This is a genomic window from Methanolobus sp. WCC5 (genome assembly GCF_045690325.1).
Lineage (GTDB): Archaea > Halobacteriota > Methanosarcinia > Methanosarcinales > Methanosarcinaceae > Methanolobus.
Genome location: NZ_CP146981.1, coordinates 2,673,888 through 2,700,639, shown reverse-complemented (window position 1 = coordinate 2,700,639; position 26,752 = coordinate 2,673,888). Strand labels below are relative to the sequence as shown.

Here is a 26,752-nt window from a genome sequence, read left to right as displayed (position 1 = left end):
TCAAACCTTAGCGCGTAAGCTCGCGCAGTCTCTCATCTTCAAGGGCTTCAGGCATTACCGAGCTGTCATTGGACATGATGGCATGGGCCAGCTCCCGATAAACATCTGCTACAGATGAATCCGGAGCTTTTTCAAGCACAGAGAAACCATCTCTCTCGCAATCCTGCACAATCTGCTCCTTTGGTATGAAAGCCATGAGCTTGCTGCCGATCTCCTCTGAGAACCTGCGTACTATATCCTCTTCCCTGGTGACGCTTCTGGAATTGCAGATGATGCCTGAGAGCTGAGTATCTATCTTGGCAAGTCCCCTGCAGATATTGTTAGCAGCATACAGTGGCATGTATTCCCCGGAAGTCAGGATGTACGCTTCGTTGACAAGTCCCTTACGTATGGGTGCAACAAAGCCACCACATACGATGTCCCCGGGAACATCGTAGATTATAAGGTCCATTTCATCTATGGACTTGCACATCTGTTTCAGTTTCTGTATGGCAACAATGATGCCGCGGCCAGCACAGCCAATCCCGGGCTCTGGTCCGCCGACTTCCACACACCTGACACCTTTGTAACCTTCATGGACTATGTCCTTCTCCGTTACCTCGATCTTCTGCCGCAGCAGGTCCAGAATGGTTGGTATTCGCTGTCCACCCAGAAGCGTTATAGAAGAATCGCTCTTGGGGTCACAACCGATTATCATGACCCTGTAGCCTTCGTCAGCACATGCTGCAGCAACATTGGATGCTGTACTGGATTTACCTATACCGCCCTTGCCGTAGATGGCTATCCTCTTCTGGGGCATCAGACAACCTCCGGGTCCTTCTCAAGCATATCCCTTGACACTTCCCTCAATGTTGCCCCGAACTCGGATTCAACTATATGGTTGACACCAAGGGTCTTTGGATGCAGGTCGATCTCCACAATAACATGCTCATGCCCCATTTCCTTTAACGGGAGTACCTGTCTTGGACCATTGGTCACGGATATTATTTGCATTCCCCTCAGCTGGTCCATGGGTATTGCATGAGGGACCCCTGTGATGACTGCAAAGTCAAAATCACTGTATTTTTCAGCTATCAGTTCACTTACCTTTTCCCCGGCAATCGGATACTCATCCATTCCACCTATTATCTCATGAATAGTGACATTCTTCTCCCTGAAATCATCTGTTATACTTTTTGCATGGTGCCGCACCCGGGGAAGACCAACGGTATCATCCACATTTGCCATGTTGATGACATTTGCCTCCATGCCAAGCTGTGCAGCCACCTCATTGATAGCAACTGTGATGTCAGCGAACATGTAACCGGTCTCTTTCTTTGCATTCATGATGGTCAGGCAGCGTTTGCCTTCTTTGAGATTGGCTATTATCTTTTCAGCAACCTTGAATTTCAGGTCACCACGTGAAGGAGCCAGGTATTCCCTGCTTGCCGCACCATGTCTCTTTTCCACATTGGTCGCTTCCTCAAGCAGATGCCTCTGCCTCTGAAGCTCCTGATCATCAATGACACCTGCCTCACATGCTGCCTCCAGTGCCATCAGGACACCTTTGGTATTGTTCGGATATCCGGCATGCACCTCCACCTCAATGACAGGCACATCCAGATTGGCATCCAGAACCGGCTCACGGAGTTCCTCGCCGATGATCATGCTGGCACAGGTACCAACCACACCGATGAGCTTTGGACTGAACATCTCATTCACCTTTACAAGCAAGGAGGAGAGCTCATCACGCCCCCCGAAAACAAAGCCATTCTCGTCAAGGGCTGTTGTCACAACATGTATGCCATCCTCTTCAAGAAGCCTTGCATGTTTGAAAGAGCAGCCCGGAGGACCATGGAGTATAGCAACATCAACATTCAGATCGCGTAACGTGTATAACGCCGCCACAATAGAACTGGGCCGCGGGTGTATAATAGAAATATCGTTTTCAGCCATATATATCCCGATATACTTAAGTGGTTATTATATTTGTTGAGTTTCGTAATAAATAGTATACTTAAATAGTATCCTGTTTTCTGCAATATCTACTCCTTTATGGTATAAAAGGACTAATCATCACATGATAATGGGACGAAAATAGTACAGAAGAAGGCATCAGGAGAAAGGTCACCTCATCGGAAACATTTTACACAGGAAAGAATGATATCATCCGGGGAAGAGAAATTGATTGCCATTTCAAGCCCCTGCTCAAGTCCCGAAGCATAACTAACATTCCCTGCACTTATTTTCTGCATTCGATCGCCAACAAGTATCAACTGTCCTATATCCCCGCAACGCCTGATAACCAACTCTTCGACATTTTCAGGCGGGAGACCTTCACAGACCTGGGCAGCTTCCTCACCAAGCACCATTATCACCTTGCCAGGGCTTCCTGGTCTGCTTAAAGCATAATCAAGCGCTCTTTCACATGATCTTATATCCATGCCGGAGTTGGAGTTATCAATGAGTTTCCTTCCTGAAAGTTCTTTTTCCTGCATCCGGCCAGGCAGGCCTTCAAAAGAGCCCACAACTGTAATGATATCCTCTACAGGTACCCCCATCCGGATTGCCACAGAGCTTGCAGCTGCAAATGCAGTTGTATATGATCCGAAATTGTAATTTGCTGACAATGATGAGGAAAAACTGCATTCTGAATGGTCAATGTATATGTTCTTGCCCTCCAAACGAAGCTGAAGGTCGGCATCCCCTGTAGCAGGGTCTCTTATCGCAGAACCGTCGTTTTCCAGAACGGTGAAAGTGAAATATTCCCTGTTATGTATTTCTGCCATATCAAGTGCTTTTCGATCCTGCAGGTTCAGGAAGAATACCTCTTCAGACCTGCCATGAGACAGGACATTTATCTTTGAATCGCTCGAGCTGGATGTTGAAGCCGCTATCATGTAACCAGGTTCCAGTGTGGTGATCACCCCCACATCTGCAAACCCTGTCAGACCCAATGATATCTCAAAGATGTAACAATCCGCAATAATATCAAGCTCCATTAATTTAGCAATTGAAAGCAGTATACTGCCTGGGGCTATGCTCAAGCCCAGGTGAACCACATCTGAGCGACCATTCTCCCATAATTCAAGGCCTCGGGAACTATGGAGTATGACTTTCATCTTCCTTGAAAGCATGTCAGCCAGCAGGGAAACGGTACTTGTCTTTGCTTTTGAACCTGTGACCTCTATCACAGTTGCATTTTCAAAAAACCCCATCATTGATAGTATGGACCCCACGGCCCTGTGATGATCCATGATCTCTATATTCTTTTTCCTGGCATCTGCAAGCATGGGATATCCAGGATCCAGGTGTACGGGACTTACTATCAGGTCCAGGTCATCGACAGGTACGGGATCCTTTGAGGTTACAATACCATGATCATGAGTAAGTCTTAAGAGAACATCTTCATCGACGGTCCGGTAAACATCGATTGCCTTAACGTTGTAACCCAGGCTGGCAAATCCCTCTGCAATAACGATGCCCGCATGTGTCATATCAAGCACTGCAATATTGGTAAGGTCTAACATGGTTTGTGGTATAGTTCATAGTCAGTTGAAAACAGATTCAACAGCCAGGATATAATAAAGAGGGACAGGAAGAGACAAAAACACCCTCTTTACATCTCATCGTCTTCTTCATCATCCTTATAGCCGTCAGAACCTATCATTGCAGCAGCTATGGAATCGATACCATCGAGCCATTCTGCAACAAGGCCGTACGGAACCTCTTCCATGACCTTATCAGTAAGCTCCTTGCCACTGATAACAAGAGCACCTATCTCTGCAATGGTACCAAGAGCAATCTCGATATCATCAGATGCCTCTGCCTCAAGGGCAACCTTGACAAGATCCTCTATTTCAGTATCACTGTCATAGTCACCACTCAGGTAAGCCTCACATGCAGCAAAACCACCCATAAGAGAGGTCTGGAGAGAATCGATCATAAGGTCCGCATCCTCGGATATGGGATCGATCTCTGCAAGTGCAATGTCCCTTATCTGCCCTATGTACTGCAATGCCGACTCCCGGGATAGCTGGCCCTTCTCATATTTGGCTATTATCTTCAGGCATGCAAGTATTATGTCATCTTCCATATTGACAAAGATGGCTCCTTCCTTACCCTGTGGCTCGTCAGATTCCTCAAATTTGAAATCACTTTCCTTAACCTGGTTTATCCAGTTATTCCAGCGTTCTGCTGTATAAAAATCATGATGTAATACATCACCTTCCGTCCCTGACATTCAATTACCTCTGTGATAGTATGATCGATATTATGAACTTGAAATATTAATTACGTGATTTTTTATTGTTGGCTCTTAGGAATTGCTTTTTATATAAAAGGTGTTCGCAACTGAACTATAGTTTTAGTTCCACCTTTTTCAGCGAACATCCGGATACCATGCTTTCATCCATGGAACCAAGCACCTTTAAGACAGTACACTTATCCCCTTCCTTAATACCTTCAGGATAAAGGATATCATATACACTATCATTGAACTCCTTGCATTTTGGAGGTTCATAGCTGAGCTTGGAACCAACCACTGCCTTTCTGGATTCAATTGCCGCAACTACTGGAGAACTTTCAACCTCTACGGTCATTACACCGCCGTCATGGATGAAACATTCATGAACAGTATCACCCCTCAGCTTTACAACGCGGTATTTTCTCCCCGGTTCAAGGTTCAGACAGGTTCGTTTGAGCTTACATTTCTTACATTCACGGGATTCACCCATGAATATGAAATCCTCGCCTTCCCTTGCAAGCCTTGAACCGATAAGTGTAATGGTAGTATCTGTCATATAATCACCTTTGATCTATCAAATTCGTTTACATTAATGAAATAATTATGAGATAACTTTTGTCAAGCGTGCAACCTTCTCGGCTGCCTCCTGGGTCAGACCGGTTCCAAGTATGGTATATCTCTCTGGACGTATCTTATGTGCAACAAGAAGCGCCTCTAATATATACCTATCTTCAATCCCAAGCTCCTTTGCTGTTGTGGGGGCTCCGATTACCTCCAGGCATTCCTTAATCTTCTTCCAATCCCCGCCATGCAGGTACATCATCATTATTGTTCCCACCCCACATTGCTCACCATGAAGGGCCGATCCGGGTGCAACCATATCAAGAGCATGACTGAACATATGTTCCGAACCTGAAGCAGGCCGGGAGGAACCCGCAATACTCATGGCTACACCGCTTGAGACAAGGGCTTTCACGACTATCCTCACCGAGCTTTCAAGTTCCGGTTTGATGTCTTCCGGTGAATCCATCAATATCTGTGCCGTCATCCTCGATAAAGTCGCTGCATACTCACTGAAGGACTCATTCCTCAGCCTGTGTGCCAGCTCCCAATCCAGAACCGCGGTATAATTAGAGATGATATCCCCACATCCGGCTGCAAGCAAACGATAAGGTGCACCGCATATAATATGAGTATCAGCTATAACGGCCATAGGAGCATTCACCTCAATAGAGGTCTTTTTTCCCTTATCATTGATAGAGGCCCTGGAAGATACAATACCGTCGTGTGAGGCAGCGGTGGGCACACTTATAAAAGGCAGCTCAAGCTGGGTAGCTGCAAGCTTGGCAACATCTATGGACTTGCCACTCCCCACACCAATGAGGTATTTGGAATTTAGCTCTCTTGCTCTGGAAACAACCTTTCCGACCTCTGACATGGAAGCTTCCTTTGAGACGATGATACCTGGATCGTAACCGCATTCATCAAGCAGATCGAATACCACATCTCCGGCTATTTTCTTAGTATTCTGCCCGGTTACGATAAAAGCACCTTCATGGAGTTTCAGATCATCACATACTTCCTTTACGTCATAGATGACATCAGGACCCACAACAACATCCCTTGGTAACTGCATCCACTTTTTCTTGCCTTTTGTCGGGATCACTCACATACCTGCCAAAACCTGATAATTGAAAGAATGAAATTCCTCATTTTTTAATATTAAAGTTGAATTAATATGCACGTAGACATAAATCAATATGTACACAATTAATAAGTACACAGATATAAATTAATATGCATGTCCAGATATACGTTCCTAAATCATGAGATTATGAGAAAAAGCGGCTATTAATACGGAAATATCCAATTAGCGAATTCCGCAATTCCCATAAACCTATTAAGTGTTAGTTGTATTAGGATATTCCTATATTATGTTACTGCTGGGATTATAATGCCATTCATAGATAAACTTACCCAATTCATCAATGATTATTACATAGACCCTGTTCTGCATGATAGCGGCTACAATATCGTAAACACGATAACATGGGCCATATTGCTGGGGATTTGTATTTTTGGTGTTGTTAAGCTGTTAAAAAGACTTAATGTGCAGATCGATAACAGGCTAACAGCAGCAATAGTTCCTTTTGTGCTTGCAGGTTCATCCCTGAGAGTAATAGAAGACACAGGAGTGATCGGACCCCCGGCAAGTTACCTATTCATAACACCGAATATCTATTTTGTAGTGTTTGCAATAACTGTGTTCTTCCTTGTCCTGTCAAAATGGGCAGTGACATTAAAAGGCAGCGGAGATTACCGGAAGATCTTTGCGGGTTGTGGATTGGTATGGTTTATTGTTAACCTTATGATACTTTTCCATCTTGAGGATATGGTTCTACCCTGGGTGCCCGTATTTGTCATCGGTACATCCAGCCTGATATTATATTTTATAAAGATACTACTGGACCGCGTAGGTCTGGACCTGCTCAAAAGCAAGATCAATCTTGCAATACTATGGGTGCATCTAATGGACGCATCCTCCACAATCGCAGGAATAGATTTTCTTGGATATTATGAGAAACATGTTGTGCCTGCCTATTTGATAGACCTTACAGGCACTGCATTTGTAATGTATCCGTTAAAACTATCCATATTCATCCCGGTACTATATATATTGGACAATCATTTTGATGAGGACGAAGAATCAAAGACATTGAAGACCTTCCTTAAACTTGTCATCATCGTCCTCGGATTATCGCCTGCTTGCAGGAACACCATCAGGATGGCATTCGGAGTCTGAGTCAATGCACAATGAAAATACAAGAAAGGAACTAATGATGTATATATTAATGTATATAAAAGAACTGAAACCTTTCATAGTATTCAGTCTTTTTTCATTCATACTGTCAGTTGTTGCAGGTTATGCATTTTATGCCACATCACCTGCAAACGCCCTGAACTCACTTGGAGGACTGGAAGAACTTGCAGAAATGCTCAGGGGTCTATCTATTATAGAGATAATGCTGCTTATCTTTGTGAACAATGCAGTAAAAATGTTCTTTGCGGTACTGTTGGGATTTGCCCTTGGAATAGTTCCCTTTGGGTTTTTAGTACTCAACGGTTTTGTCATAGGGGTTTTCATCCATTACATGGTTGTTGAAAGGGGAGCCCTGTTTGTGATAGCAGGACTTACACCACATGGAATAATAGAGATCCCCATGCTGCTTATATCATCTGCTATCGGAATGAAGATAGGATATACAGCACTACAGGCCATCATATCCGGACCTGTCAATCTCAAAGAAGAGATCATAAAAGGAGTAAAGTTCTATTTGCATTGGCTGCTGCCACTGATATTCCTTGCAGCTGTAATAGAGACGTTCATAACACCTGTTGTAATCTATCTGGTTAGTGGAGTCTGATACCTTAGTTGACTTTGGCGTGAACAGGTTTATTAATAGTAAATACTATCTCTGGAAAAACCGAGGGCAAATAATGATAGACAGAAAAGAGATCGCAGAGATCATTGAAGATTATGATATGGACAAGGTCAAGATAGGGGCCGTGGCCTCACACTCGGCACTTGATGTCTTTGATGGGGCAGTCGAGGAGAACTTCAGGACATTTGCTGTGTGCCAGCAGGGCCGTGAGAAGACATATACAGAGTATTTCAGATCCCTGAGGGACGGTAACGGTAACATTGTCCGCGGCATTGTGGACGAGCATATATCATTGAAGAAGTTTGGTGAGCTCACAAGGCCGCAGAACCAGAAAAAGCTGATCGAGGAGAATGTACTGTTCATACCCAACCGCTCCTTTACATCATACTGCGGCATCGATGAAGTGGAAAACGACTTTAAGGTACCCCTTGTGGGAAGCAGGAACATGCTCCGCAGTGAGGAAAGAGGAATGGAGCGCGATTATTACTGGCTCCTGGAAAAGGCAGGATTGCCATTCCCTGAAAGGATAAATGACCCACAGGACATAGATGAACTTGTAATGGTGAAACTTCCCCACGCGGTCAAAAAACTGGAAAGAGGGTTCTTCACAGCAGGTACATATGAGGAATACCAGCAAAAGGCACAGTCTCTCCTTAAGCAGGGTGTTATCACCCGGGATGCACTGGACAATGCAAGGATAGAACGCTATGTTATTGGTCCTGTGTTCAATTTTGACATGTTCTACTCACCTGTGGAAAAGGACATGAGCAAGCTTGAGATACTCGGCATAGACTGGCGTTTTGAAACAAGCCTTGACGGGCATGTACGCCTGCCGGCACCACAGCAGATGACACTTGCAGAACATCAGCTCACCCCGGAATACACCGTATGCGGACACAATTCCGCCACTCTCAGGGAATCACTGCTTGAAGAGGTGTTCAGGCTTTCAGAAAAGTATATCGAGGCGGCAAGTAAATATTATGATCCGGGCATCATTGGGCCGTTCTGCCTGCAGACGTGTGTGGATAAGGACCTTAACTTCTACATATATGATGTGGCACCAAGGGTTGGTGGCGGAACTAACGTGCACATGTCGGTCGGGCATCCATATGGGAACACAATATGGAGGAAACCCATGAGCACAGGCCGGCGTGTTGCTTTTGAGATTCGAAGGGCCATTGAAACAGACCAGCTAGACAAGATAATAACATGATTCTGCAATGATTATTTTGCAGTGACCTTTTTGACTCTGTGCAGTTACTGAACCGTAAGTTCAGATTGCTTTTTATTATTTTTATTTGTATGTATTGTTGGATATTTACCTGGTTAATATTTGTTTCATTTTTAACTTTGCATACTGGTAAGTAAAAAGAATACGCATTTGTAAATAATAGTCTTTTTATATAATTACTCACATATTATATGCACATGCCCATCAACAGAGTCCCGACAGGAATCAGAGAACTGGATGAAATACTGGAAGGTGGTTATCCTGCACAACAGGGAATACTTGTAAGTGGTCCGCCTGGATCTGGCAAGTCAATTCTTGCGGCCCATTTTCTTTACAAGTCGTGTAAGGATGGAAAGAAGTGTGTACTAATGCTCACTCAGGTGAACGTTGAAAGTTTTCTTGAACAGGCAGAAAGCATAGGGATAGATTTCCAGTCCTGTATCGAAAAAGGTACCCTCAATATAAGTAAATCCTTTGAGACCCGCACGAATAAGATATACAATGCTGCAAGACATGGTACCGGAATAGGCTTCCTGGAAAAGGATTGTGTACAGAGCGTGCAGGACATTCCTGAAGATGTAGAGATTGTAGTAATAGACAACCTTGATATGTTATCCCTTTATCACAGCAAAGAAGAATTTGCTGATAAGTTTTTCACTATCAACGATATACTTTATGCTAAAAAATGTACTACACTCTTCCTGATAGGACAGGAAGAGACAGGCATCAAACAGGCTATTGCACAGCATACGTCTTTTGGGAACATCGAGCTTCATGTCAGCCGCGATACTGTGACCGGAAGAGGAATGCGCCAGATGTATATCCCTAAAATGAGATGTACCTATCTTTCTCTGGAACCCCTGAACTTCAGGATAACAAAAGAAGGGATCAGGATAGAGAGAATATTCCAGAGGGATGAAATAATAAAAGACGCACTTGAGTATGTGGTCTGACCCTTCAAAAGGCAGCTTGTCCCGGGGAAGTAAGTTCGATAGTAACTTATATACATCATTAAAAGAATATGACCTGGTTTGCCATATAGTCAGGAATTTACATTTTTTGTTCGAAATCATTTAAATATGATTAATCGAATGATAGACCACAAATCTAAACATGTAATCCATAGAACTTATACTGAACTTATTACACTTTTAGAATATTGCCCAACCGGGAGGGAAATCAAAAATTGAGTCAACCTTGTGTTAATATCGGCATGGTAGGTCATGTCGACCACGGAAAAACCACACTTGTCAGCGCGCTTTCAGGAGTATGGACAGACACACATAGTGAAGAGATGAAGCGTGGTATATCTATCAGGCTGGGATATGCCGACACCACGTTTAGAAAATGCCCTGACTGCCCAGAGCCGCAGTGTTATACTGTATTGGATACCTGTCCGGGATGCGGAGCTCCTTCTGAAGAGCTCAGGACCGTATCGTTTGTTGATGCTCCCGGACACGAGACATTGATGGCAACAATGCTGTCAGGTGCAGCCATAATGGACGGTGCTATGCTGGTCATCGCAGCAAACGAGACCTGTCCGCAACCTCAGACAAAGGAACACCTGATGGCACTGAACATTATAGGGATCAAGAATATTGTAATTGTACAGAACAAGATAGACCTTGTCTCCAGGGAAAAAGTTATCGAGCACTACCACCAGATAAAGGAATTTGTTAAAGGGACAGTGGCAGAGAACGCCCCGATAGTGCCCATCTCAGCACAGCAGGACATAAACATCGATGCACTCATCATGACCATGGAGGAGATGATCCCAACGCCTGTGCATAAAAAAGATAAGCCACCCCATATGCTCATTGCCAGGTCCTTTGACATAAACAAACCGGGAACACCTATCAAGAAGATAACAGGCGGTGTTATCGGCGGGACGCTCACAGAAGGTGTACTGCACCCAGATGATGAACTGGAGATCAGGCCGGGCAGGAAGGTGGAGAGTGACGGGATGACACGCTGGGAACCCATAAGGACAAAGATATCAAGGATAGTCGCAGGAAAGGACAATGTTGATGAAGCGACCCCGGGAGGATTGCTTGCAGTGGGTACCACCCTGGATCCCACGCTTACAAAGAGCGATTCGCTGACGGGCCAGGTCGCCGGCCTCCCGGGAACATTACCCCCCACACACGATGATTTCAAACTGGAGCTTCACCTGCTCCAGAGGGTTGTCGGGGTTTCAGATGAAGAGGAAATTGGCTCCATCAAGACCAGTGAACCACTCATGCTGAACGTCGGGACGGCAACCACCGTTGGAGTGGTCACCAGTGCAAGAAAGGACACAGCGGATGTCAAACTCAAAAGACCGGTTTGCGCAGATATAGGATCCACTGTTGCTATCAGCAGACGTGTGGGTTCACGCTGGCGCCTTATTGGTGTAGGGGTTATCAGGGATTGAAGGTAATTATTGATACGAATGCATTGATGATACCTGTCCAGTTCAATGTGGATATTTTCGAAGAGTTGAAGAGGCTGGGATTTGATACCTTTCTTGTCCCTTCGGCAGTTATCAGTGAACTGGACATCCTGTCAAAGAACCTTAAGGGTGCGGACAGAACTGCTGCAAAGGTTGCAAGGACAATGGCTGACAGATGTGAAATTATCCGGGCACAGGGACATGCAGATGATGTCATTGTGGACCTGGCGGCCATTCATGGGGCATCCGTGCTCACAAATGATGCAGGGCTTCGCAGAAGGCTGCAACAAAAGAGTATACCTGTCATTTGCCTGCGTCAGAAGAACAGGCTTGAGATGATATCGTAGATCAATTACAGAGCAATTTAAAATCAATGAGTTGTTAACTTAATCATACAGAACGAATTATAGTTTTATACAAGATTATTGGAGTCAGTCGCCATGTACAAAAAGATGAAACTTGCCGACACTGTTCGCGTTGCACCGGATCTTTTAGGCAAGGATGTTAACCAGAATGTCAAAAATGCCCTGAAGAAGAAACTTGAAGGCAGGATAGACAAGGAGATAGGTGCCATCGTTGCAGTCACACAGATAGACGAGATAGGAGAGGGGCATATCCTTGTAGGAGATGGTGCCGTATACTATGATGCAGTCTTTGAAGCTATAGTATTCGTGCCAACCATCCAGGAAGTTATTGAGGGCGAAGTTGTTGAGACCGTTGATTTTGGCGCTTTCATCAGCATTGGGGCCATGGACGGACTCCTGCACGTGAGCCAGGTAACTGATGATTTCATGTCGTATGACGGAAAGAATGGAAGGCTTGTAAGCAAAACCGGGGGCAGGTCACTTGCAGAAGGTGACAGGATCAGGGCACGTATCGTTGCAGTGAGCATAAATGAGAGAGAACCCAGGGAAAGTAAGATAGGTCTTACAATGCGCCAGCATTCCCTTGGTAAGTTTGAGTGGCTCGAAGAGGCTAAAAGGCCATCTGCAGAAAAAGAAGAATAATATTGGAGAGTATACTAATGAGTGAACAGGTTTGTCGGGAATGCCACAGGATAATCACAGGTCAGACATGTCCTATTTGCGGTTCAAGTAATCTCAGTTCTGACTGGAGTGGTATGGTAATTATCATCGATCCGGAACGCTCAGAGATCGCAAAGAAAATGGATGTGAGGGTTGCGGACAAATATGCGTTGAAGGTGCGCTAATTGGGCCTTCAGTTAATTTTACCCGACACACTTCGCCCACGTTTTCGTGAGAGCTTCGGGCGCCTTTACAGAGGAAAGGGCGACGATACCATAGAAAAACTTTCCGGGGACCTTGGAAGTCCCACAAAACTTATATCCGTGGGTGATGTTACTACATTCCACTTGCTCAATCTTGGAATAATACCGGATATCCTCATAGTGGATGACCGCACAAAACGCGGACCGGCATCAGACAGGGTCGTAGTAGGTACCAAGCATAAAGGGTTCACCGAAATATCCGTTGACAATCCAGCAGGGGTCATAACCGAAGATCTGATAGACGCAGTAGGAAATGCGTTGAGAGCAGATGAAAATGTCAGGATATTTGTGCGCGGCGAGGAGGACCTGGCAGCTGTGCCTGCGATCCTTATGGCACCCGAAGGGTCGGCTGTCCTTTATGGACAACCGGACGAAGGTGTTGTTCTCGTTAAGATAACATCGATGAAAAAGGAACAAATGAAGGACCTGTTAACAGAGATACTCAAAGAACAGGAACATACTACAGAACAAATAGAGATTATTCGGAGGAAACTGGATGGATATCAAAATCATCAAGGATAAGAACAATGCACTTCTTAACAGGCGTGAATTGAACATAAGCGTGAAGTTTGACGGTGCAACACCATCAAGGAAAGATGTAAAAGACAAACTTGCAGCCATGCTTACAGTGCCGATAGAACTTGTAATCGTGCAGAGGATCGAGAATGAGTTCGGTAAGCAGGAAGTCAATGTATATGTCAAGATATATGAGGACGCGGCTCGCATGAAACAGATCGAAGAAGCATACGTCCTTGAGAGGAACAAGCTCCCTGAGCCGGAAGCTGCAGAAGGGGAAGAAGCAGAATAACTGCAGAGGTATTATCATGGCAGTAAAAGATTACTACAAAGTCAACGGCGACTCTATAGAGCGCACACACCAGTCCTGCCCGCGCTGTGGCGAAGGAGTTTTCCTTGCAGAACACAAGGACAGGCGCTCCTGCGGTAAGTGTGGTTACACCGAATTCAAGAAATGATCATATCTTTAAAGTCCACAACCCACCGAGGGTTGTTTTCTCTTTTTTGTAATGCTTGCCATTTGAGTGATTTTTCCTGTTTCTGTTAGTAAAAAACTGTGTAATTCGGCCTTATGAGTGATACGCAGGGTAAAATATCCATTTTAAGACCATAGCTTTTTTTTAGAGCATATAATGCATTGGGATCTTAGGTACATGAAGTAGCTTAGATACCTGAAGTAGATAACTTATTTGATATCTATTACAAAATATAATATCATTGTTATTAACTTTGCAGAGAAACATCACTAATTTTTAGACTTACTGATACTTATTTTGCCCAAAGACATTCCGAAAGGTTTAATACTAAGATTAATGTTTGCATATATTAGTCTAACAAGAAATACTAATGAATAATTAATGTACTATTCATATGAATATGGAATACATATGAGTAATTATTAATCATAATAGTTAGTCTAATAAATATTGGAGATAGATTACAATAGTAATGCAATGGGGGATTCAATGAACTACGTTTACGCAGCTGCTACAGGTATATTGATAGCCATATTCATATTCGGTTTAAAGACTGGCGTAGGATGTGGCTTTTCAAGTGTAAAGAAGAGAGATGTCCTGATACTTGCCGGTGCTTATTTCCTGATATCTGTCATACTTGGAAGCCTTGTGGAAATGGTGGACCAGTCATACCTTGAAGGGATAGCAAACCTTGGCATGACACTTCACGTTCTCATAGCACTGATCCTGATAGCTGCAGGCATATACACACAAAAGAAATGGAACTGCGGCTGTGACGTTTCAAAGAAGACATTTCTTGTTATCTCAGTTCCCTGCCCCGTTTGCCTGACAGCCCTTTTCGTATCATGCATGGTGCTTGCATCCACCCTGGAGATCAGTGGGTGGAAAGTTGGAATAATCGTTGGTCTTGTATTCTTCATTTCTGTGATATCATCAACATGGATCTTCAGGAAAATGAAAAAGACACCAGAGGACCTTGGAACAGCAATGATGTTTTTAGGTATCTTCTATCTTCTGGGAGCGATGCTGGTTCCCGCATACATCAAGGCAAAGAAACTCAACCTGGCACTCAGTAGCGGAGGAGAATTCGAGTTAGTTCCACTGTTAATATTTTCTTTATTTATAATTGGGGGCTATGCCCTCAATAACATAAGAGGTCAATAAAAATGGATGCAACTTCTTCGTTGTTTGGTATATTGTACACATTTTCAGCTTCACTGCTGTATCCGGTAGTCATTATTCTCATACTGCTGGTGGTATTCTCCCTGATGCTGATAGGAGAGTTCCTGTCCGAATATGCAAAAAGACACCGTGACACAGAGAATCTTGAACAGTGCTGTAACCGGGTAAGAGATCATGTCAGTTCCCGGGAATACGAAAAAGCCGCCGGTTCGCTGCGCAACGTAAAGCAGAACTTCATGGTCACAAGCTTTGCTCTCTCTGCCGCAGCACATCTTGAAAAGAACATGATCCCTGCCATTGAGTGGCTCTCACAGGAATATGAGATAAGGATGGCAAAAAGGCTGGAACAGACCAGGATCGTCGCAACAGTCTCCCCGATGCTGGGACTGATGGGAACACTTATTCCCCTGGGACCTGCACTTATTGGTCTTTCACAGGGCGATATCGTGCAGCTTGCAAATAACCTGATGATCGCTTTTGCTACAACTGTCATTGGCCTGTTCGCAGGAACCATCGGCTACGTACTCACCCAGGTGAGGAAGAGATGGTACTGGCAGGATATGGCTGATATCGATTATATCCTGGATACCCTGGAGGTAAAGGAGTGAAAGGAAGAAGATACAGAAGGACAGGACTCATAAACAATGAGGATGAGCAGAACCCGCTTACAGGGGTTGCCAATCTTTTTGACATCGCCATGGTATTCTCAGTTGCGCTGCTGGTGGCACTGGTGATGTCCTACCAGCTTCCTGAGCTGCTTAGTCCCACAGAAGATATCACTATTGTGAAAAATCCGGGACAGCAGGACATGAAGATAATCATCAAGGAACAGGGAAAACCCATAGAGGTCCTTAACATGACCGATCAGATAGGAGGCGGACAGGGAGAGGCCCTGGGTACGGCTTACAAGCTGGCTGACGGAAGGGTTGTTTATGTGCCGGAGGAGGGAAACAGTAGTTCCGGTTAATTTTTTTTGAATTGTTTGACAAGTTTTCTTGCTTTAACTCAAGCAGGGTTTATAAAAGAGGTTGATGAATAGGAACATAAAAAGAAGATGTTGGAGCATCCCGGTATCGCCTGCAAGCAATGAAACCGGAATGCCCGGCACGTCATCGGGGGATAACATGCAAGAAAGAAGAATATTGACATTGCTCATAAGTGTATTGTTGTTACTATCACTAACAACAAGCGTATCGGCAGGAGAAAATAATTACTATCTGGTTGCAAACACCACCAGTGGTCCTGATGGATTGTTTGTTTTCGAGGACATACCTGACGGAGATTATACACTCATAGCAGTTAACTGGTCATCTCAGAAAACGTTATGGTACACCGGATTTAAAAACGTTACTCTAAAAGGCACAGACCTAGCAGACCAGAACATAAAGGTCAACAGTACTGCAGGCATAGATGAGAAGTTCATCTTCGGATTACTGAACAGGTCATCCATATCCGGGATGACCTATGTGATGAAAACAGATTATCCGAGGGAAAGTACAGTAGTGCTTCTCAACCAGCAGACAAAGGAGCTGATAGCGGATACAAGCTCCGGTCTCACAGGAAACTATGTATTCAGTGATATCCCCGATGGTGACTACAGCATTGTAGCGATCAATCACTCTGCCGACAAAGGGCTATGGTACAGGGGAATGATCAATATCACACTTGCAGGGGAGGATCTCACTGAACAGAACATTAAAGTGAGCAGTTCCACAGACATCGATGAGAACTTCATAATGGGATTGCTTAACACGTCATCTGTATCCGGGATGACCTACGTGATGAAAACAGATTATCCAAGGGAAAGTACAGTAGTGCTTCTCAACCAGCAGACAAAGGAGCTGATAGCGGATACAAGCTCCGGTCTCACAGGAAACTATGTATTCAGTGATATCCCCGATGGTGACTACAGCATTGTAGCGATCAATCACTCTGCCGACAAAGGGCTATGGTACAGGGGAATGATCAATATCACACTTGCAGGGGAGGATCTCACTGAACAGAACATTAAAGTGAGCAGTTCCACAGACATCGATGAGAACTTCATAATGGGATTGCTTAACAGGTCATCTGTATCCGGGATGACCTACGTGATGAAAACGGACTATCCAAGGGAAAGCACGGTGGTCTTACTCAGGGATAAAAAAATCGGGGACATTATAGAGCTACCCACGGTCCCTGATGACAGCGAAGATGACAATGGTTCAACCGATCCGCAGGATCCACCCTCAAGTGGAATCGGTGATGAAACAAATGTTGCATTTGGTGCGTCCTATGAATTTTTCCTCAGCACAGAAAGTGACAAACTAGGGGAATTTCTTTTTGATAATATACCCAATGGAGAGTACAGGATACTGGCAGTGAACTGGAGTACGGCAATGGGAGGGATGTGGCTGACAAATGTCACTGATGTTGCTGTTGTGAACGGACTGCCGGTTGAGAACCTGTCACTTACCATGAGAAGCAATGCAGACATTGACCATGATGCAATCCGTACTTTGATGAACGAGACTTTTATTGCAGGCAAGACAGTGGGCAAAAAAAGTGACAGCAAGATCAGTGATATAGTACTGACAAACCAGTATGGGGAGTTTATTGCCAGCACAACTGCAAATAATGATGGTGAATTCATTTTCACTGGCATCAGGAACGGACAATATACAATATCAGCAGTGAACTGGAGCACGGCAATGGGCGGGATGTGGCTGACAAATGTCACTGATGTTGCTGTTGTGAACGGACTGCCGGTTGAGAACCTGTCACTTACCATGAGAAGCAATGCGGACATTGACCATGATGCTATCCGTACTTTGATGAACGAGACACTTATTGCAGGCAAGACAGTGGGCAAAAAAAGTGACAGCAAGATCAGTGATATAGTACTGACAAACCGGTTCGGGGAGTTCGTTTCCAGTACAACCGCAAATAATGACGGAGAATTCATGTTCAATGGCATCAGGAACGGACAATATACAATATCAGCAGTGAACTGGAGCACGGCAATGGGCGGAATGTGGCTGACAAATGTCACCGAGGTCACGGTTGTGAACGGACTGCCGGTTGAGAACCTGTCACTTACCATGAGAAGCAATGCGGACATTGACCATGATGCCATATTTGCAATGCTTCAAAGGACAGAGATATCAGGCGATACCCTTGGAAAGAAAGGAGACAGTAAGGTCAGTGATATCGTACTGATGAAAAAAAGGCTTATACCTGTATCAATATCTAATTCACCCCATCTGAATATCTCCTTTGTGACCGGTTATTCTTCCTATGAGAATGAACTGGCTTTGGTTACTGAAAGAATCAACTCTAATACTGACCTGAACATAACTTTCAGTTATTATGTCACAACGAAACTGCCTGAAAACATAGATCTCAGTCAGGAAGACATAATCTATATTGTAATGGTGACCCAGAGTGCAGCCATACTTGAAAATACGATACAGGATGCGATAGATAACGGAGCAATTGTGGTTGGTTCGAACACGTACCTGGAGGAAAGCGATTATGATCTGCCGGATGGATTTGCAGACCTTACAGAATTTAAGAAATATCTTTCAAATTACTGGTCAGGAGGAGCGACAGATGATTCAAACTTTGATAATCTCATTTTCTACCTTGCACAAACCTTCTATGACCGCTATGATCTTGCAGCAGAAGAGCCCTCTGGCCTTGAAAGTGCCATTTACCACCCTGCAATGGTCACGACAGCTACCGAGTACTTTACAGGTGATGCACAGGAGTATTTTGACTGGTATGGTGCAAGGACAGAAGGCCATGTGTTCGATGAGAATGCACCAACGGTGGGCATCACATTCTATAAATCATACTATCCGGATGATATGGACCCCATAGACAAGCTCATAGCAGGTTTTGAGGAGAAAGGGGTCAATGTGATTGCATGTTATGGGAATCCAGACAATTATCTGGATGGGTACTTTAATTACAGCACTCATACAAAAGCCGATGCCGTTGTTTCCTTCCACTACCGTGGGAATTACTTTGACATAGAGGGACTTGGTGTTCCGGTTATGAATGCCGTACTCAACGGATATATGAACACGAGCCAGTGGATAGAAACAAGCACCCCTCTACCTGTTACAAATATGCTGAGGATATACGGGCCTGAAACAGAGGGACTTATAGATCCAATCATGATCGGAGCTAAGGAAACGGTCCGTATGGACAACAGCACTGTGGAGAAATACATAGCCCACCAAGGCCAGGTAGAATGGCTTGTTGACCGCACCATCGCACAAGCAAATCTTGGCATCAAGGATGAAACCGACAAGAAGGTTGCCGTTATCTACTACAACCATGGAGGCGGCAAGGATAACATCGGAGCTTCATACCTTGAGGTTGCCCCGAGTATCGTGAATCTTCTGGAGGGAATGGCCGATACAGGTTATGATGTGGACAGCAGCCTCATACCCAATAAGACAGAACTCGTGGACCTCATGGTTTACCAGGGGAGGAACGTAGGCACATGGGCACCTGGAGAACTTGATGCTCTTGTTAGGACAGGAAAAGTTGTGCTGCTGCCCGAAAGCACCTACCTGGCATGGTTTAATGAACTTCCTGAACAAAGGAAAAACGAGGTCATTGACATGTGGGGAGAAGCACCTGGCAATATCATGGTCCATACCGAGGACAGTGGCGACAGGTTCATCGTCATCCCTCTAATCAGCCTTAGCGACAATGTTATACTTGCTCCTCAGCCATCACGTGGCTGGTTTGAAAACTACGAAACACTATACCACGACACCGAACTGCCACCGAACCACCAGTACATCGCGTTCTATCTGTGGATGCAGCATGAATTCGATGCCGATGTAATGGTGAACATGGGAAGGCACGGGACCGTTGAATGGCTGCCCGGGAAGGATTTCTGCCTGCTCAGTGACGAATGGCCTGCACTTATGGTTGGTGATATACCCGTCATCTATCCCTATGTAATGGACGGCATGGGTGAAGGCATGCAGGCAAAGCGCAGGGGCAATGCGGTAGTTATCGACCACCTGATACCACCTGTGATATCTGCCGGTCTTTACGGCAATTACAGCACCCTCAGCAGTGAGATAACATCCTACCAGACCTCTCTTGCAGAGGATGAGAACCTGAAGCAGGCTCATCTCCAGGACATAATCGACCTGTCCGTTGAGCTTGGGCTTGATGAGCATGTCAACATGAGCCTGGCTGACAGCAAAGAGACAGTTGATGAATTCCTTGATGAGCTCACCGATGAACTCTATGAACTAAGAAGCCTGTCAATGCCATACGGACTGCACATACTGGGAGAGGCGCCCCAAGACCAGGCACTTGTGGGAATGGTCAATTCCATGCTTGGCAGCGGATTTGCAGAACAGGTTGCAGCATATAACAATTCTGATTCCGCACATTACGACCTGCTGTCAAAGGTACTTCTGGAAGGAGATGACATAACTGATGCGCAGGTACAGATACTTGGTACCACTTCCACAGATATCGAAATATATCTGAATACTGCCATGGATCATGCACAAATGCTCTCAGAGGCCGGAAATGAGATAGACCAGGTCCTGAAAGCCATGAACGGAGAATACATACGGCCAAACCTTGGCGGTGACCCGGTAATGCGTCCGGATACTCTGCCTTCTGGCAGCAATTTCTATGCTTTCGATGAGCAGCTAATTCCCACACAGCAGGCATGGGAACAGGGTAAGACCCTTGTTGACCAATGGCTTGCAGCATATTATGCCGAGAACGGAGAATATCCCACAAAGGTCGGATACATACTCTGGGCAGGGGAGTCTACACGCCATGAAGGTATAATGGAATCACAACTTCTTTACCTGATGGGTATAGAGCCTGTATGGAACCCTGCTAACGGCAAGGTGGAGGACGTCAAGTTCATCGATTCCTCCGAGCTTGGAAGACCACGTATCGACGTCATTGTGCAGATATCAGGCCTCTACAGGGATACGTTCCCCATGAAAGTGCAGCTTATAGACAAGGCTGTAAGGCTTGCCTATGAGCAGGAAGATACCGACCTGTATGACAACTACGTGGCACAGAACACAAATGCATTACGTGCAGTTCTGAATGAGACAATACAGGACGATGAGCTTTCACGTGACATCGCAATGTTCAGGATATTCGGTCCGGCCGACGGGAACTATGGAACAGGCATGGCAAATGCTGCATCTGCCAGTGACACGTGGGATAATAATACAGAACTTGCAGAGTTCTATATCAGAAGGATGAGCTACGTCTACGGTCAGAACATCTGGGGACAGACTGTCGCCGAATATGTCAGGCAACAGACCGGCAGGGTAGTGGATATCGATAACACCGTTGTCTTTGAGAATAACCTGAACGACACCCATGCTATATTCCACAGCAGAAGTTCCAACACCTACGGTTCGCTTGACATTGATGATTTCTACCAGTACATGGGAGGACTGTACAATGCCATCAAATACGCCTCCGGCACCGCGCCTGAGACTTATGTGGTGAACCTGCAGGATCTCAGTGATCTTCAGATCCAGACGCTGCAAACCTATCTTGCTAACGAACTATATTCAAGGTATTTCAACCCCTTATGGATAAGCGGAATGCAACAGCACGGTTTTGAAGGTGCCCGTGAGATGGAGAGTTTCATCGAAAACCTCTGGGGATGGGAGGCTCTAAACCCTGATCTCATAAGCGATGATGTCTGGAACAAGGTGTATGAGAACTACTTTGCCAATGCCCAGCTTAGCGGCTGGCTCAAGGAGAACAACCCCTACGCTTACCAGGCAATGACAGCCAGGATGACAGAAACCGTAAGGAAAGGTAACTGGGATGCTTCTGATGTCGCCCTGAGAAGTCTTGTTGCCGAGCAGATAAAATCTGTAGCCGAAAGCGGAGCCACATGCTGCCACCACACATGCGGTAACATCCTTAATCAGGAATTCGTTGATGGCATCGCGCAGGCACTTGTTGATGCAGGAGAGCTCAGTCAGGATGAACTTGACCTCTATAGGGAAATCATGAAAGCAGCTACAACTGCAACGGAAACTCCAGCTGATCCATCAGCAAGCCCGGCAAGCTCTTCTTCCCGCTCAGGCAACACCGGAAAAGAGCTGAGCATAGTAGAGACCAGCTCAAGCAACCAGACATACATGGATGATACAGGTGCAGGAAGCGATCTTGAGCAGGAAGTATCTTTGAGATCCCCGAGCCAGGACAATTACATAGAAGGATATGAGATGACAAAGGAAAGTCCCACAACTGCTGAAACCGGAAGTGGGTTCTCAGGTTCTGATATAATAGCATCTTTACTAGTAGTTGCCGGTGTGGGAGCGATATATATCGGTTTCGTCAGGAGAAGGAAGTTCTAAGATAATATAATTATGGCACTTTTTCTTTTATGTGCCTTTTCATTAAGAAATCAAATTAAGAATAGCATAAGAGAGAAGCCGGATACTCCCTCAAGCCGCCAAGCAAAACAGGGAGCATCCGGAACACGTTATCGGAGGATAACATGCAAATGAAAACAAAAACCATATTCGTATTAAGCCTATTGTTGATGGCAGCACTAACGAGTGTTGCCGCAGCGGATGAACAGAAGATAAATATTACTATTATTACTTATGATGATTCTGAAGTCATCAATTATGCAAGCCAATCCAATATTTATAATGAAAGCATAAATGTCCAGTATTTTTCAACAATGGGGGATCTATCTCATATTGATTTGGAAAACCAGGATGTAATATTTACATACATGCTCTGGGGTTCAAAATATAGTGAATTCTCAGATGAGATGGAAATGGCAAAGAACAATAGTGCCACTCTTGTGGATATTACAAGCTGGATAGATCTTTCAATTTATGATCACACATTCAGTGGTAATGAACCATATACAAGTGATACTGAGAAATATTTTTTCAACATGGGAATCAAGGAAGAATTCTTGAAGGACAATGCAGAGAATTTCCTTATCCATCTTGCAAAAGCCTATGGAAATAACTCAGATCTTACGGATAGCTGGCAATACCAGGATCCAATAACACTTCCTGTAGGCTTATACCATCCAGATGCAGATGCATATTGGTTTGACAACACAACCCAATATCTTGAATGGTATCAAAACGAGTATGATGATGAACGCTGGAGCTATGATCCATCCAAGCCTACCATAGGCATATGGTTCCATAAAGCAGACTATAAAGACGGTAATATGCAGGTTATAGATGCTCTGATCTATGACCTGGAGAGCAAGGGCTCCAATGTGATAGCAGGATTTGATACTTTTTATGATATCAGGGGCTTTTACTGTGATGCAAATGAAACACCTTTAGTTCAATGTATGATCTCCTTGAAAAGTTTTGGACTTGATGCAAACAAAGAACCTGGCTATGGTTTATCAGAGTTGACACATCTTAATGTTCCCGTATTGAAAGGTATGGTTGCCGGGCCTGATACAGGTGACCCCGCAGATGCTAACAGGGGTATCTCAAACGAAGAGGCTGTGAGGAAAACAGTCAGTCCCAATATAGACGGTATGTTTGAATATATTGTGTTGGGAAAAAGCAAGGAAGTAGGCTGGGGAGTATATGAATACGAAGCAGATCCTGTCCAGATTGACTGGATGACAAACCGTGCTATTAAGTGGGCTGAGCTTAAACACAAGGAAAACAAGGACAAAAGAGTTGGAATTATATATTACAACTATCCATCCGGTAAGGACAATATAGGTGCCAGTTACCTTGATACAATGTCAAGCATGATGAGCTTGCTCAATAAAATGGAAGACAATGGTTACAGTGTCAATAATATCCCTAACAACAGCACTGAACTTCTGGCAATGATCCAGGAACAGGGAATAAATGTAGGATCCTGGGCACCAGGTGAACTTGATCGAATGGTAAACGATCGCACAGACTGGGGACTTCAACTAATTCCAATGGATACTTACAAGCAATGGTTTGAGAACGAACTTCCTGCCAATCTTCGAGAAGATGTGATAAATGAGTGGGGAGAACCATGGTCGGATGATTTTCCCGATGATTGGAAATTAATGATGTGGGAAAATGAAACCGCCAAATACATAGTGATACCTGTTGTACAATGTGGGGACGTATGGTTGATGCCACAGCCTGCAAGAGGACACAATCAGAATGACAATACATTATATCACAGTGCTCTTGTTCCACCAACCCACCAGTACATTGCTTTTTATTTATGGTTGAACCATGACTGGAACCCAGATGCTATTATTCACCTGGGCACACATGGTACTCACGAATGGTTGCCTGGGCTGGCATACGGTATGAATAGAAGCTCTGACTGGGCACCGCTTTTACTGCAGGATCTTCCAAACATATATCCATATATAGTAGCCAATGTGGGGGAGGGACTGACAGCGGAATATCGTGGAAACGCTTTGATCATAGACCATCTTACTCCTCCTCTCATGCGGGGAGGGCTTTATGGTCAGCTGGGCGAACTCAACGAAAATATTCAGGAATACTATAATCCTGTAATTGCAGATGAGGTAAGGCAAGGTTACCGCCAGAATATCATTAACTTGATGGTGGAGCTCAATCTTCACGAAGAACTTGGCGTAAATGAAACTATGCTAGAAATATATAGGTACGACCAGGATCCAACCTCATTTGAACTATTTGTCAAGGATGAGCTTCATGAATATATTGAAGTTATTTCTGAGGAAAACATCCCCTATGGTTTCCATGTACTTGGAAGAGTTCCTTGCACAAACACAACTGGATATGCAGATGATCAATTGTCTGCAATGGTCAGGTCAATGCTTGGAACTCGTTTTGACAACAACGTGTCAAGTGCATTTTATTCAAACAGCACAGAATATCCACTTGGAGTGCCTTTGAATGACACAAGGATCGACCAACTCGTTTGGGAGCTTGTTACTAACAATACAAGTCCAATAGAAGCACAGGATATGGTTTATGGATCAAATGACAGTTCCGTTATCCTTGACCTGGAGCGCGGCCTTGTCCACAGAGATAATCTCATTGCATCTGCCGTAGAACTGGATCGTGTGATCAGTGCCCTTGAAGCAGGCTTCATACCACCGGGACCTGGAAGGGACCCTATACAGAATACAGAATCTGTACCCACGGGTCGTAATTTCTATGGTGTTGATTCAAGGCTATATCCTTCTCCTGTCACATGGGAGCTTGGTTCCAGACTAGCACAGGATATGCTTATTCATTACTATGAAAAGCATGGAGAATATCCTCGTAAAGTCTCATACTCAAGATTTGGTGTGGAATTTATAAGAGACCATGGCACCCTTGAAGCTCAGGTATTATATATGCTGGGTGTAAAGCCGGTTTGGGATGACACTTCCAAGCAAGTAGTAGGTCTTAAGCTGATGAATGAATCTGAGCTTAAACCAAGTTTTGGTGATTATCCTGGAAGACCTCGTATTGATGTTGTGTATGCTACTGCAGGCATGAGGGATTCATTCCCTGATAAGATAAAAAAGATAGATGAGGCTGTAAGGCTTGCAAATGAAGCGCCTGTAGGAAATTATACAAATTATGTCAATGAAAGTACAATGGCAATAAAGAAGGCACTTATAGATTCAGGATATGATAATGAGACGGCTGAGAAAGTTTCAACAATGCGCTGCTTTGCTGTAAGAGATGGTACCTATGAGATAGGTGTAGGCAATGCTATCGCAGCAAGTGGTACATGGGAAGACGAGTCTGCTATTGCAGAACTTTATCTGAATAAAATGGGATTTGCATATGGTACGGATATCTGGGGAATGCAAATATCAGAATTACTTAGAGAGAACCTTCGCAATGTAGACGCTTCAGTTCACTCTGATTCTTCAAATCTTTACGATACACTGGATAATGATGATTTCTACCAGTATTTCGGAGGACTGAACCTTGCAACCAGACATGTATCAGGCAAGACACCGGATATGTATGTTTCAGATACAAGGAATTCTGAGGACAGCGGTATGGTTACCATGGAAAGGTACCTTAACGTAAACCTTCAAGCCAGATACTTTAATTCTAAGTGGATAGAAGGTATGCAGGAATCTGGCTATGCAGGTGGAAGGATGTTCTCCGAGTTTGTGGAAAACCTTTTTGGGTGGCAAGTTACAAATCCTGACCTGGTAAGGGATCACAACTGGGAGAGAGTATATGAAATCTACGCCAATAATCCTCATATGAAAGAGTGGTTCGATCAGAACAATCCACATGCTTACCAGTCGATCAATGCCCGGATGCTGGAAACAATACGTAAGGATTACTGGGACGCCTCTTCAGAGATCCACCAGACCCTCATGAAGAACTATGTGGAATCTGTAGTGGAAAAAGGAGTCAGTTGCTGTCATCACACATGCGGAAATCCAACGCTTAACAATTATGTTATCGAGGGATTGATGTCAGTACCTGGTGTGGTCAGTGATCAGGACCTTGCAAAATTCATCGAAAGAATTGAAGAAGCAACTAAAAAGCAACTCACCTCCCCGACGACTGAGCAGACTTCCCGTAGCTCAAGCAGTGGAAAGAGTTCAGCAACCGTTACATCTGCAGAATCTGGAAACCAGACACAGGATTCGGGCATGGGATATGGTGCAGATTTACAAGAACCTGCACAGGATGCATTAGAGTCAAGGCCTGATAACTATGTGGAAGGTTACGAAATGAACTCGGAAAGTCCAGCAGAGCCGGAAACAGGAGGAGGTTTTTCAGGTTCTGATATCGTTGCAACAATACTGGTGATAGCCGGACTTGGTGCAATTTACATTGGCTTTGTGAGGAAAAAACAATTCTAAAGATCTCTTTTTTGGGCGCATTTTTAAAAAATGCGCCAACTTTTTTCCAGACACCAACTACGGTTAGATGAGGTCATACATAAACCACTACATAGAAAATATATTAATTTTTTAGATGAGCCCTGCATTTTATATACAAGTTTGCCTGAAT

Annotated in this window: 22 protein-coding genes; 16 read left to right on the top strand and 6 right to left on the bottom strand. The window is 44.5% G+C overall.

The genetic code is table 11. The features are described from left to right. Window positions 1–7 precede the first annotated feature (7 nt). The 6 genes from cfbC to V7O64_RS13075 all read right to left on the bottom strand — a co-directional run bounded on the left by cfbC (window position 8) and on the right by V7O64_RS13075 (window position 5,891). A complete protein-coding gene (gene cfbC, locus V7O64_RS13100; protein WP_407357350.1) occupies window positions 8–802 on the bottom strand; it encodes a Ni-sirohydrochlorin a,c-diamide reductive cyclase ATP-dependent reductase subunit in 795 nt (264 codons plus the stop codon). Continuing rightward, window positions 799–1,935: a Ni-sirohydrochlorin a,c-diamide reductive cyclase catalytic subunit gene (cfbD, locus tag V7O64_RS13095; RefSeq protein WP_407355814.1), complete on the bottom strand. Its 1,137-nt coding sequence runs from the start codon at window positions 1,933–1,935 to the stop codon at window positions 799–801. Before cfbD ends, cfbC begins: the two co-directional genes overlap by 4 nt. Window positions 1,936–2,111: 176 nt before the next feature. Continuing rightward, window positions 2,112–3,509, bottom strand: coding sequence for a coenzyme F430 synthase (cfbE, locus tag V7O64_RS13090; RefSeq protein ID WP_407355813.1), 1,398 nt, complete (start codon window positions 3,507–3,509; stop codon window positions 2,112–2,114). An 89-nt stretch (window positions 3,510–3,598) separates the two neighbouring features. Further along, a complete protein-coding gene (locus V7O64_RS13085; RefSeq protein ID WP_407355812.1) occupies window positions 3,599–4,222 on the bottom strand; it encodes a DUF2150 family protein in 624 nt (207 codons plus the stop codon). Between the two features lie 115 nt (window positions 4,223–4,337). Then, window positions 4,338–4,781 carry a UPF0179 family protein gene (locus V7O64_RS13080; RefSeq protein ID WP_407355811.1) on the bottom strand — a complete coding sequence of 148 codons (444 nt, stop codon included), beginning with the start codon at window positions 4,779–4,781 and terminating at the stop codon, window positions 4,338–4,340. A 45-nt stretch (window positions 4,782–4,826) separates the two neighbouring features. Continuing rightward, window positions 4,827–5,891 (bottom strand): NAD(P)-dependent glycerol-1-phosphate dehydrogenase, encoded by a 1,065-nt coding sequence (locus V7O64_RS13075; protein WP_407355810.1) that lies wholly within the window; start codon window positions 5,889–5,891, stop codon window positions 4,827–4,829. A gap of 288 nt (window positions 5,892–6,179) precedes the next feature. Here V7O64_RS13075 and V7O64_RS13070 point away from each other — a divergent pair, with 288 nt between their 5' ends. The 16 genes from V7O64_RS13070 (at window position 6,180) to V7O64_RS12995 (ending at window position 26,601) form a co-directional block, all read left to right on the top strand. After that, a complete protein-coding gene (locus tag V7O64_RS13070) occupies window positions 6,180–7,028 on the top strand; it encodes a DUF63 family protein (RefSeq protein WP_407355809.1) in 849 nt (282 codons plus the stop codon). Window positions 7,029–7,032: 4 nt separating this feature from the next. After that, the gene (locus V7O64_RS13065) at window positions 7,033–7,650 is read left to right on the top strand and encodes a stage II sporulation protein M (RefSeq protein ID WP_407355808.1); all 618 of its coding nucleotides are present in this window, start codon (window positions 7,033–7,035) and stop codon (window positions 7,648–7,650) included. A gap of 73 nt (window positions 7,651–7,723) precedes the next feature. After that, a complete protein-coding gene (locus V7O64_RS13060) occupies window positions 7,724–8,881 on the top strand; it encodes a formate--phosphoribosylaminoimidazolecarboxamide ligase family protein (protein WP_407355807.1) in 1,158 nt (385 codons plus the stop codon). A gap of 215 nt (window positions 8,882–9,096) precedes the next feature. Beyond that, window positions 9,097–9,852 carry an RAD55 family ATPase gene (locus V7O64_RS13055; protein ID WP_407355806.1) on the top strand — a complete coding sequence of 252 codons (756 nt, stop codon included), beginning with the start codon at window positions 9,097–9,099 and terminating at the stop codon, window positions 9,850–9,852. Between the two features lie 233 nt (window positions 9,853–10,085). Continuing rightward, window positions 10,086–11,312, top strand: a complete 1,227-nt coding sequence (locus V7O64_RS13050) for a translation initiation factor IF-2 subunit gamma (protein WP_407355805.1) — start codon at window positions 10,086–10,088, stop codon at window positions 11,310–11,312. After that, on the top strand, window positions 11,309–11,677 hold the full coding sequence (locus V7O64_RS13045; protein ID WP_407355804.1) for a PIN domain-containing protein: 369 nt from the start codon (window positions 11,309–11,311) through the stop codon (window positions 11,675–11,677). The genes V7O64_RS13050 and V7O64_RS13045 overlap by 4 nt, the downstream gene beginning before the upstream one ends. A 93-nt stretch (window positions 11,678–11,770) precedes the next feature. Next, the gene (locus V7O64_RS13040) at window positions 11,771–12,337 is read left to right on the top strand and encodes a DNA-directed RNA polymerase (RefSeq protein ID WP_407355803.1); all 567 of its coding nucleotides are present in this window, start codon (window positions 11,771–11,773) and stop codon (window positions 12,335–12,337) included. 17 nt (window positions 12,338–12,354) lie between these two features. Then, a complete protein-coding gene (gene spt4 / locus V7O64_RS13035; protein WP_407355802.1) occupies window positions 12,355–12,540 on the top strand; it encodes a transcription elongation factor subunit Spt4 in 186 nt (61 codons plus the stop codon). Beyond that, window positions 12,541–13,140, top strand: coding sequence for a GTP-dependent dephospho-CoA kinase family protein (locus V7O64_RS13030; protein ID WP_407355801.1), 600 nt, complete (start codon window positions 12,541–12,543; stop codon window positions 13,138–13,140). Continuing rightward, complete coding sequence (locus tag V7O64_RS13025) at window positions 13,115–13,426, top strand: 30S ribosomal protein S24e (RefSeq protein WP_407355800.1); 312 nt, start codon at window positions 13,115–13,117, stop codon at window positions 13,424–13,426. The genes V7O64_RS13030 and V7O64_RS13025 overlap by 26 nt, the downstream gene beginning before the upstream one ends. A gap of 16 nt (window positions 13,427–13,442) precedes the next feature. Beyond that, window positions 13,443–13,592, top strand: a complete 150-nt coding sequence (locus tag V7O64_RS13020; protein ID WP_407355799.1) for a 30S ribosomal protein S27ae — start codon at window positions 13,443–13,445, stop codon at window positions 13,590–13,592. A gap of 507 nt (window positions 13,593–14,099) precedes the next feature. Then, complete coding sequence (locus tag V7O64_RS13015) at window positions 14,100–14,774, top strand: DUF2162 domain-containing protein (protein WP_407355798.1); 675 nt, start codon at window positions 14,100–14,102, stop codon at window positions 14,772–14,774. Window positions 14,775–14,776: 2 nt separating this feature from the next. Beyond that, the gene (locus tag V7O64_RS13010; protein ID WP_407355797.1) at window positions 14,777–15,400 is read left to right on the top strand and encodes a MotA/TolQ/ExbB proton channel family protein; all 624 of its coding nucleotides are present in this window, start codon (window positions 14,777–14,779) and stop codon (window positions 15,398–15,400) included. Then, window positions 15,397–15,759 carry a DUF2149 domain-containing protein gene (locus tag V7O64_RS13005; protein WP_407355796.1) on the top strand — a complete coding sequence of 121 codons (363 nt, stop codon included), beginning with the start codon at window positions 15,397–15,399 and terminating at the stop codon, window positions 15,757–15,759. The genes V7O64_RS13010 and V7O64_RS13005 overlap by 4 nt, the downstream gene beginning before the upstream one ends. A gap of 157 nt (window positions 15,760–15,916) precedes the next feature. Beyond that, window positions 15,917–22,159, top strand: coding sequence for a cobaltochelatase subunit CobN (cobN, locus tag V7O64_RS13000; RefSeq protein WP_407355795.1), 6,243 nt, complete (start codon window positions 15,917–15,919; stop codon window positions 22,157–22,159). A 143-nt stretch (window positions 22,160–22,302) separates the two neighbouring features. After that, window positions 22,303–26,601: a cobaltochelatase subunit CobN gene (locus V7O64_RS12995; RefSeq protein ID WP_407355794.1), complete on the top strand. Its 4,299-nt coding sequence runs from the start codon at window positions 22,303–22,305 to the stop codon at window positions 26,599–26,601. The last annotated feature ends 151 nt before the right edge of the window (window positions 26,602–26,752 follow it).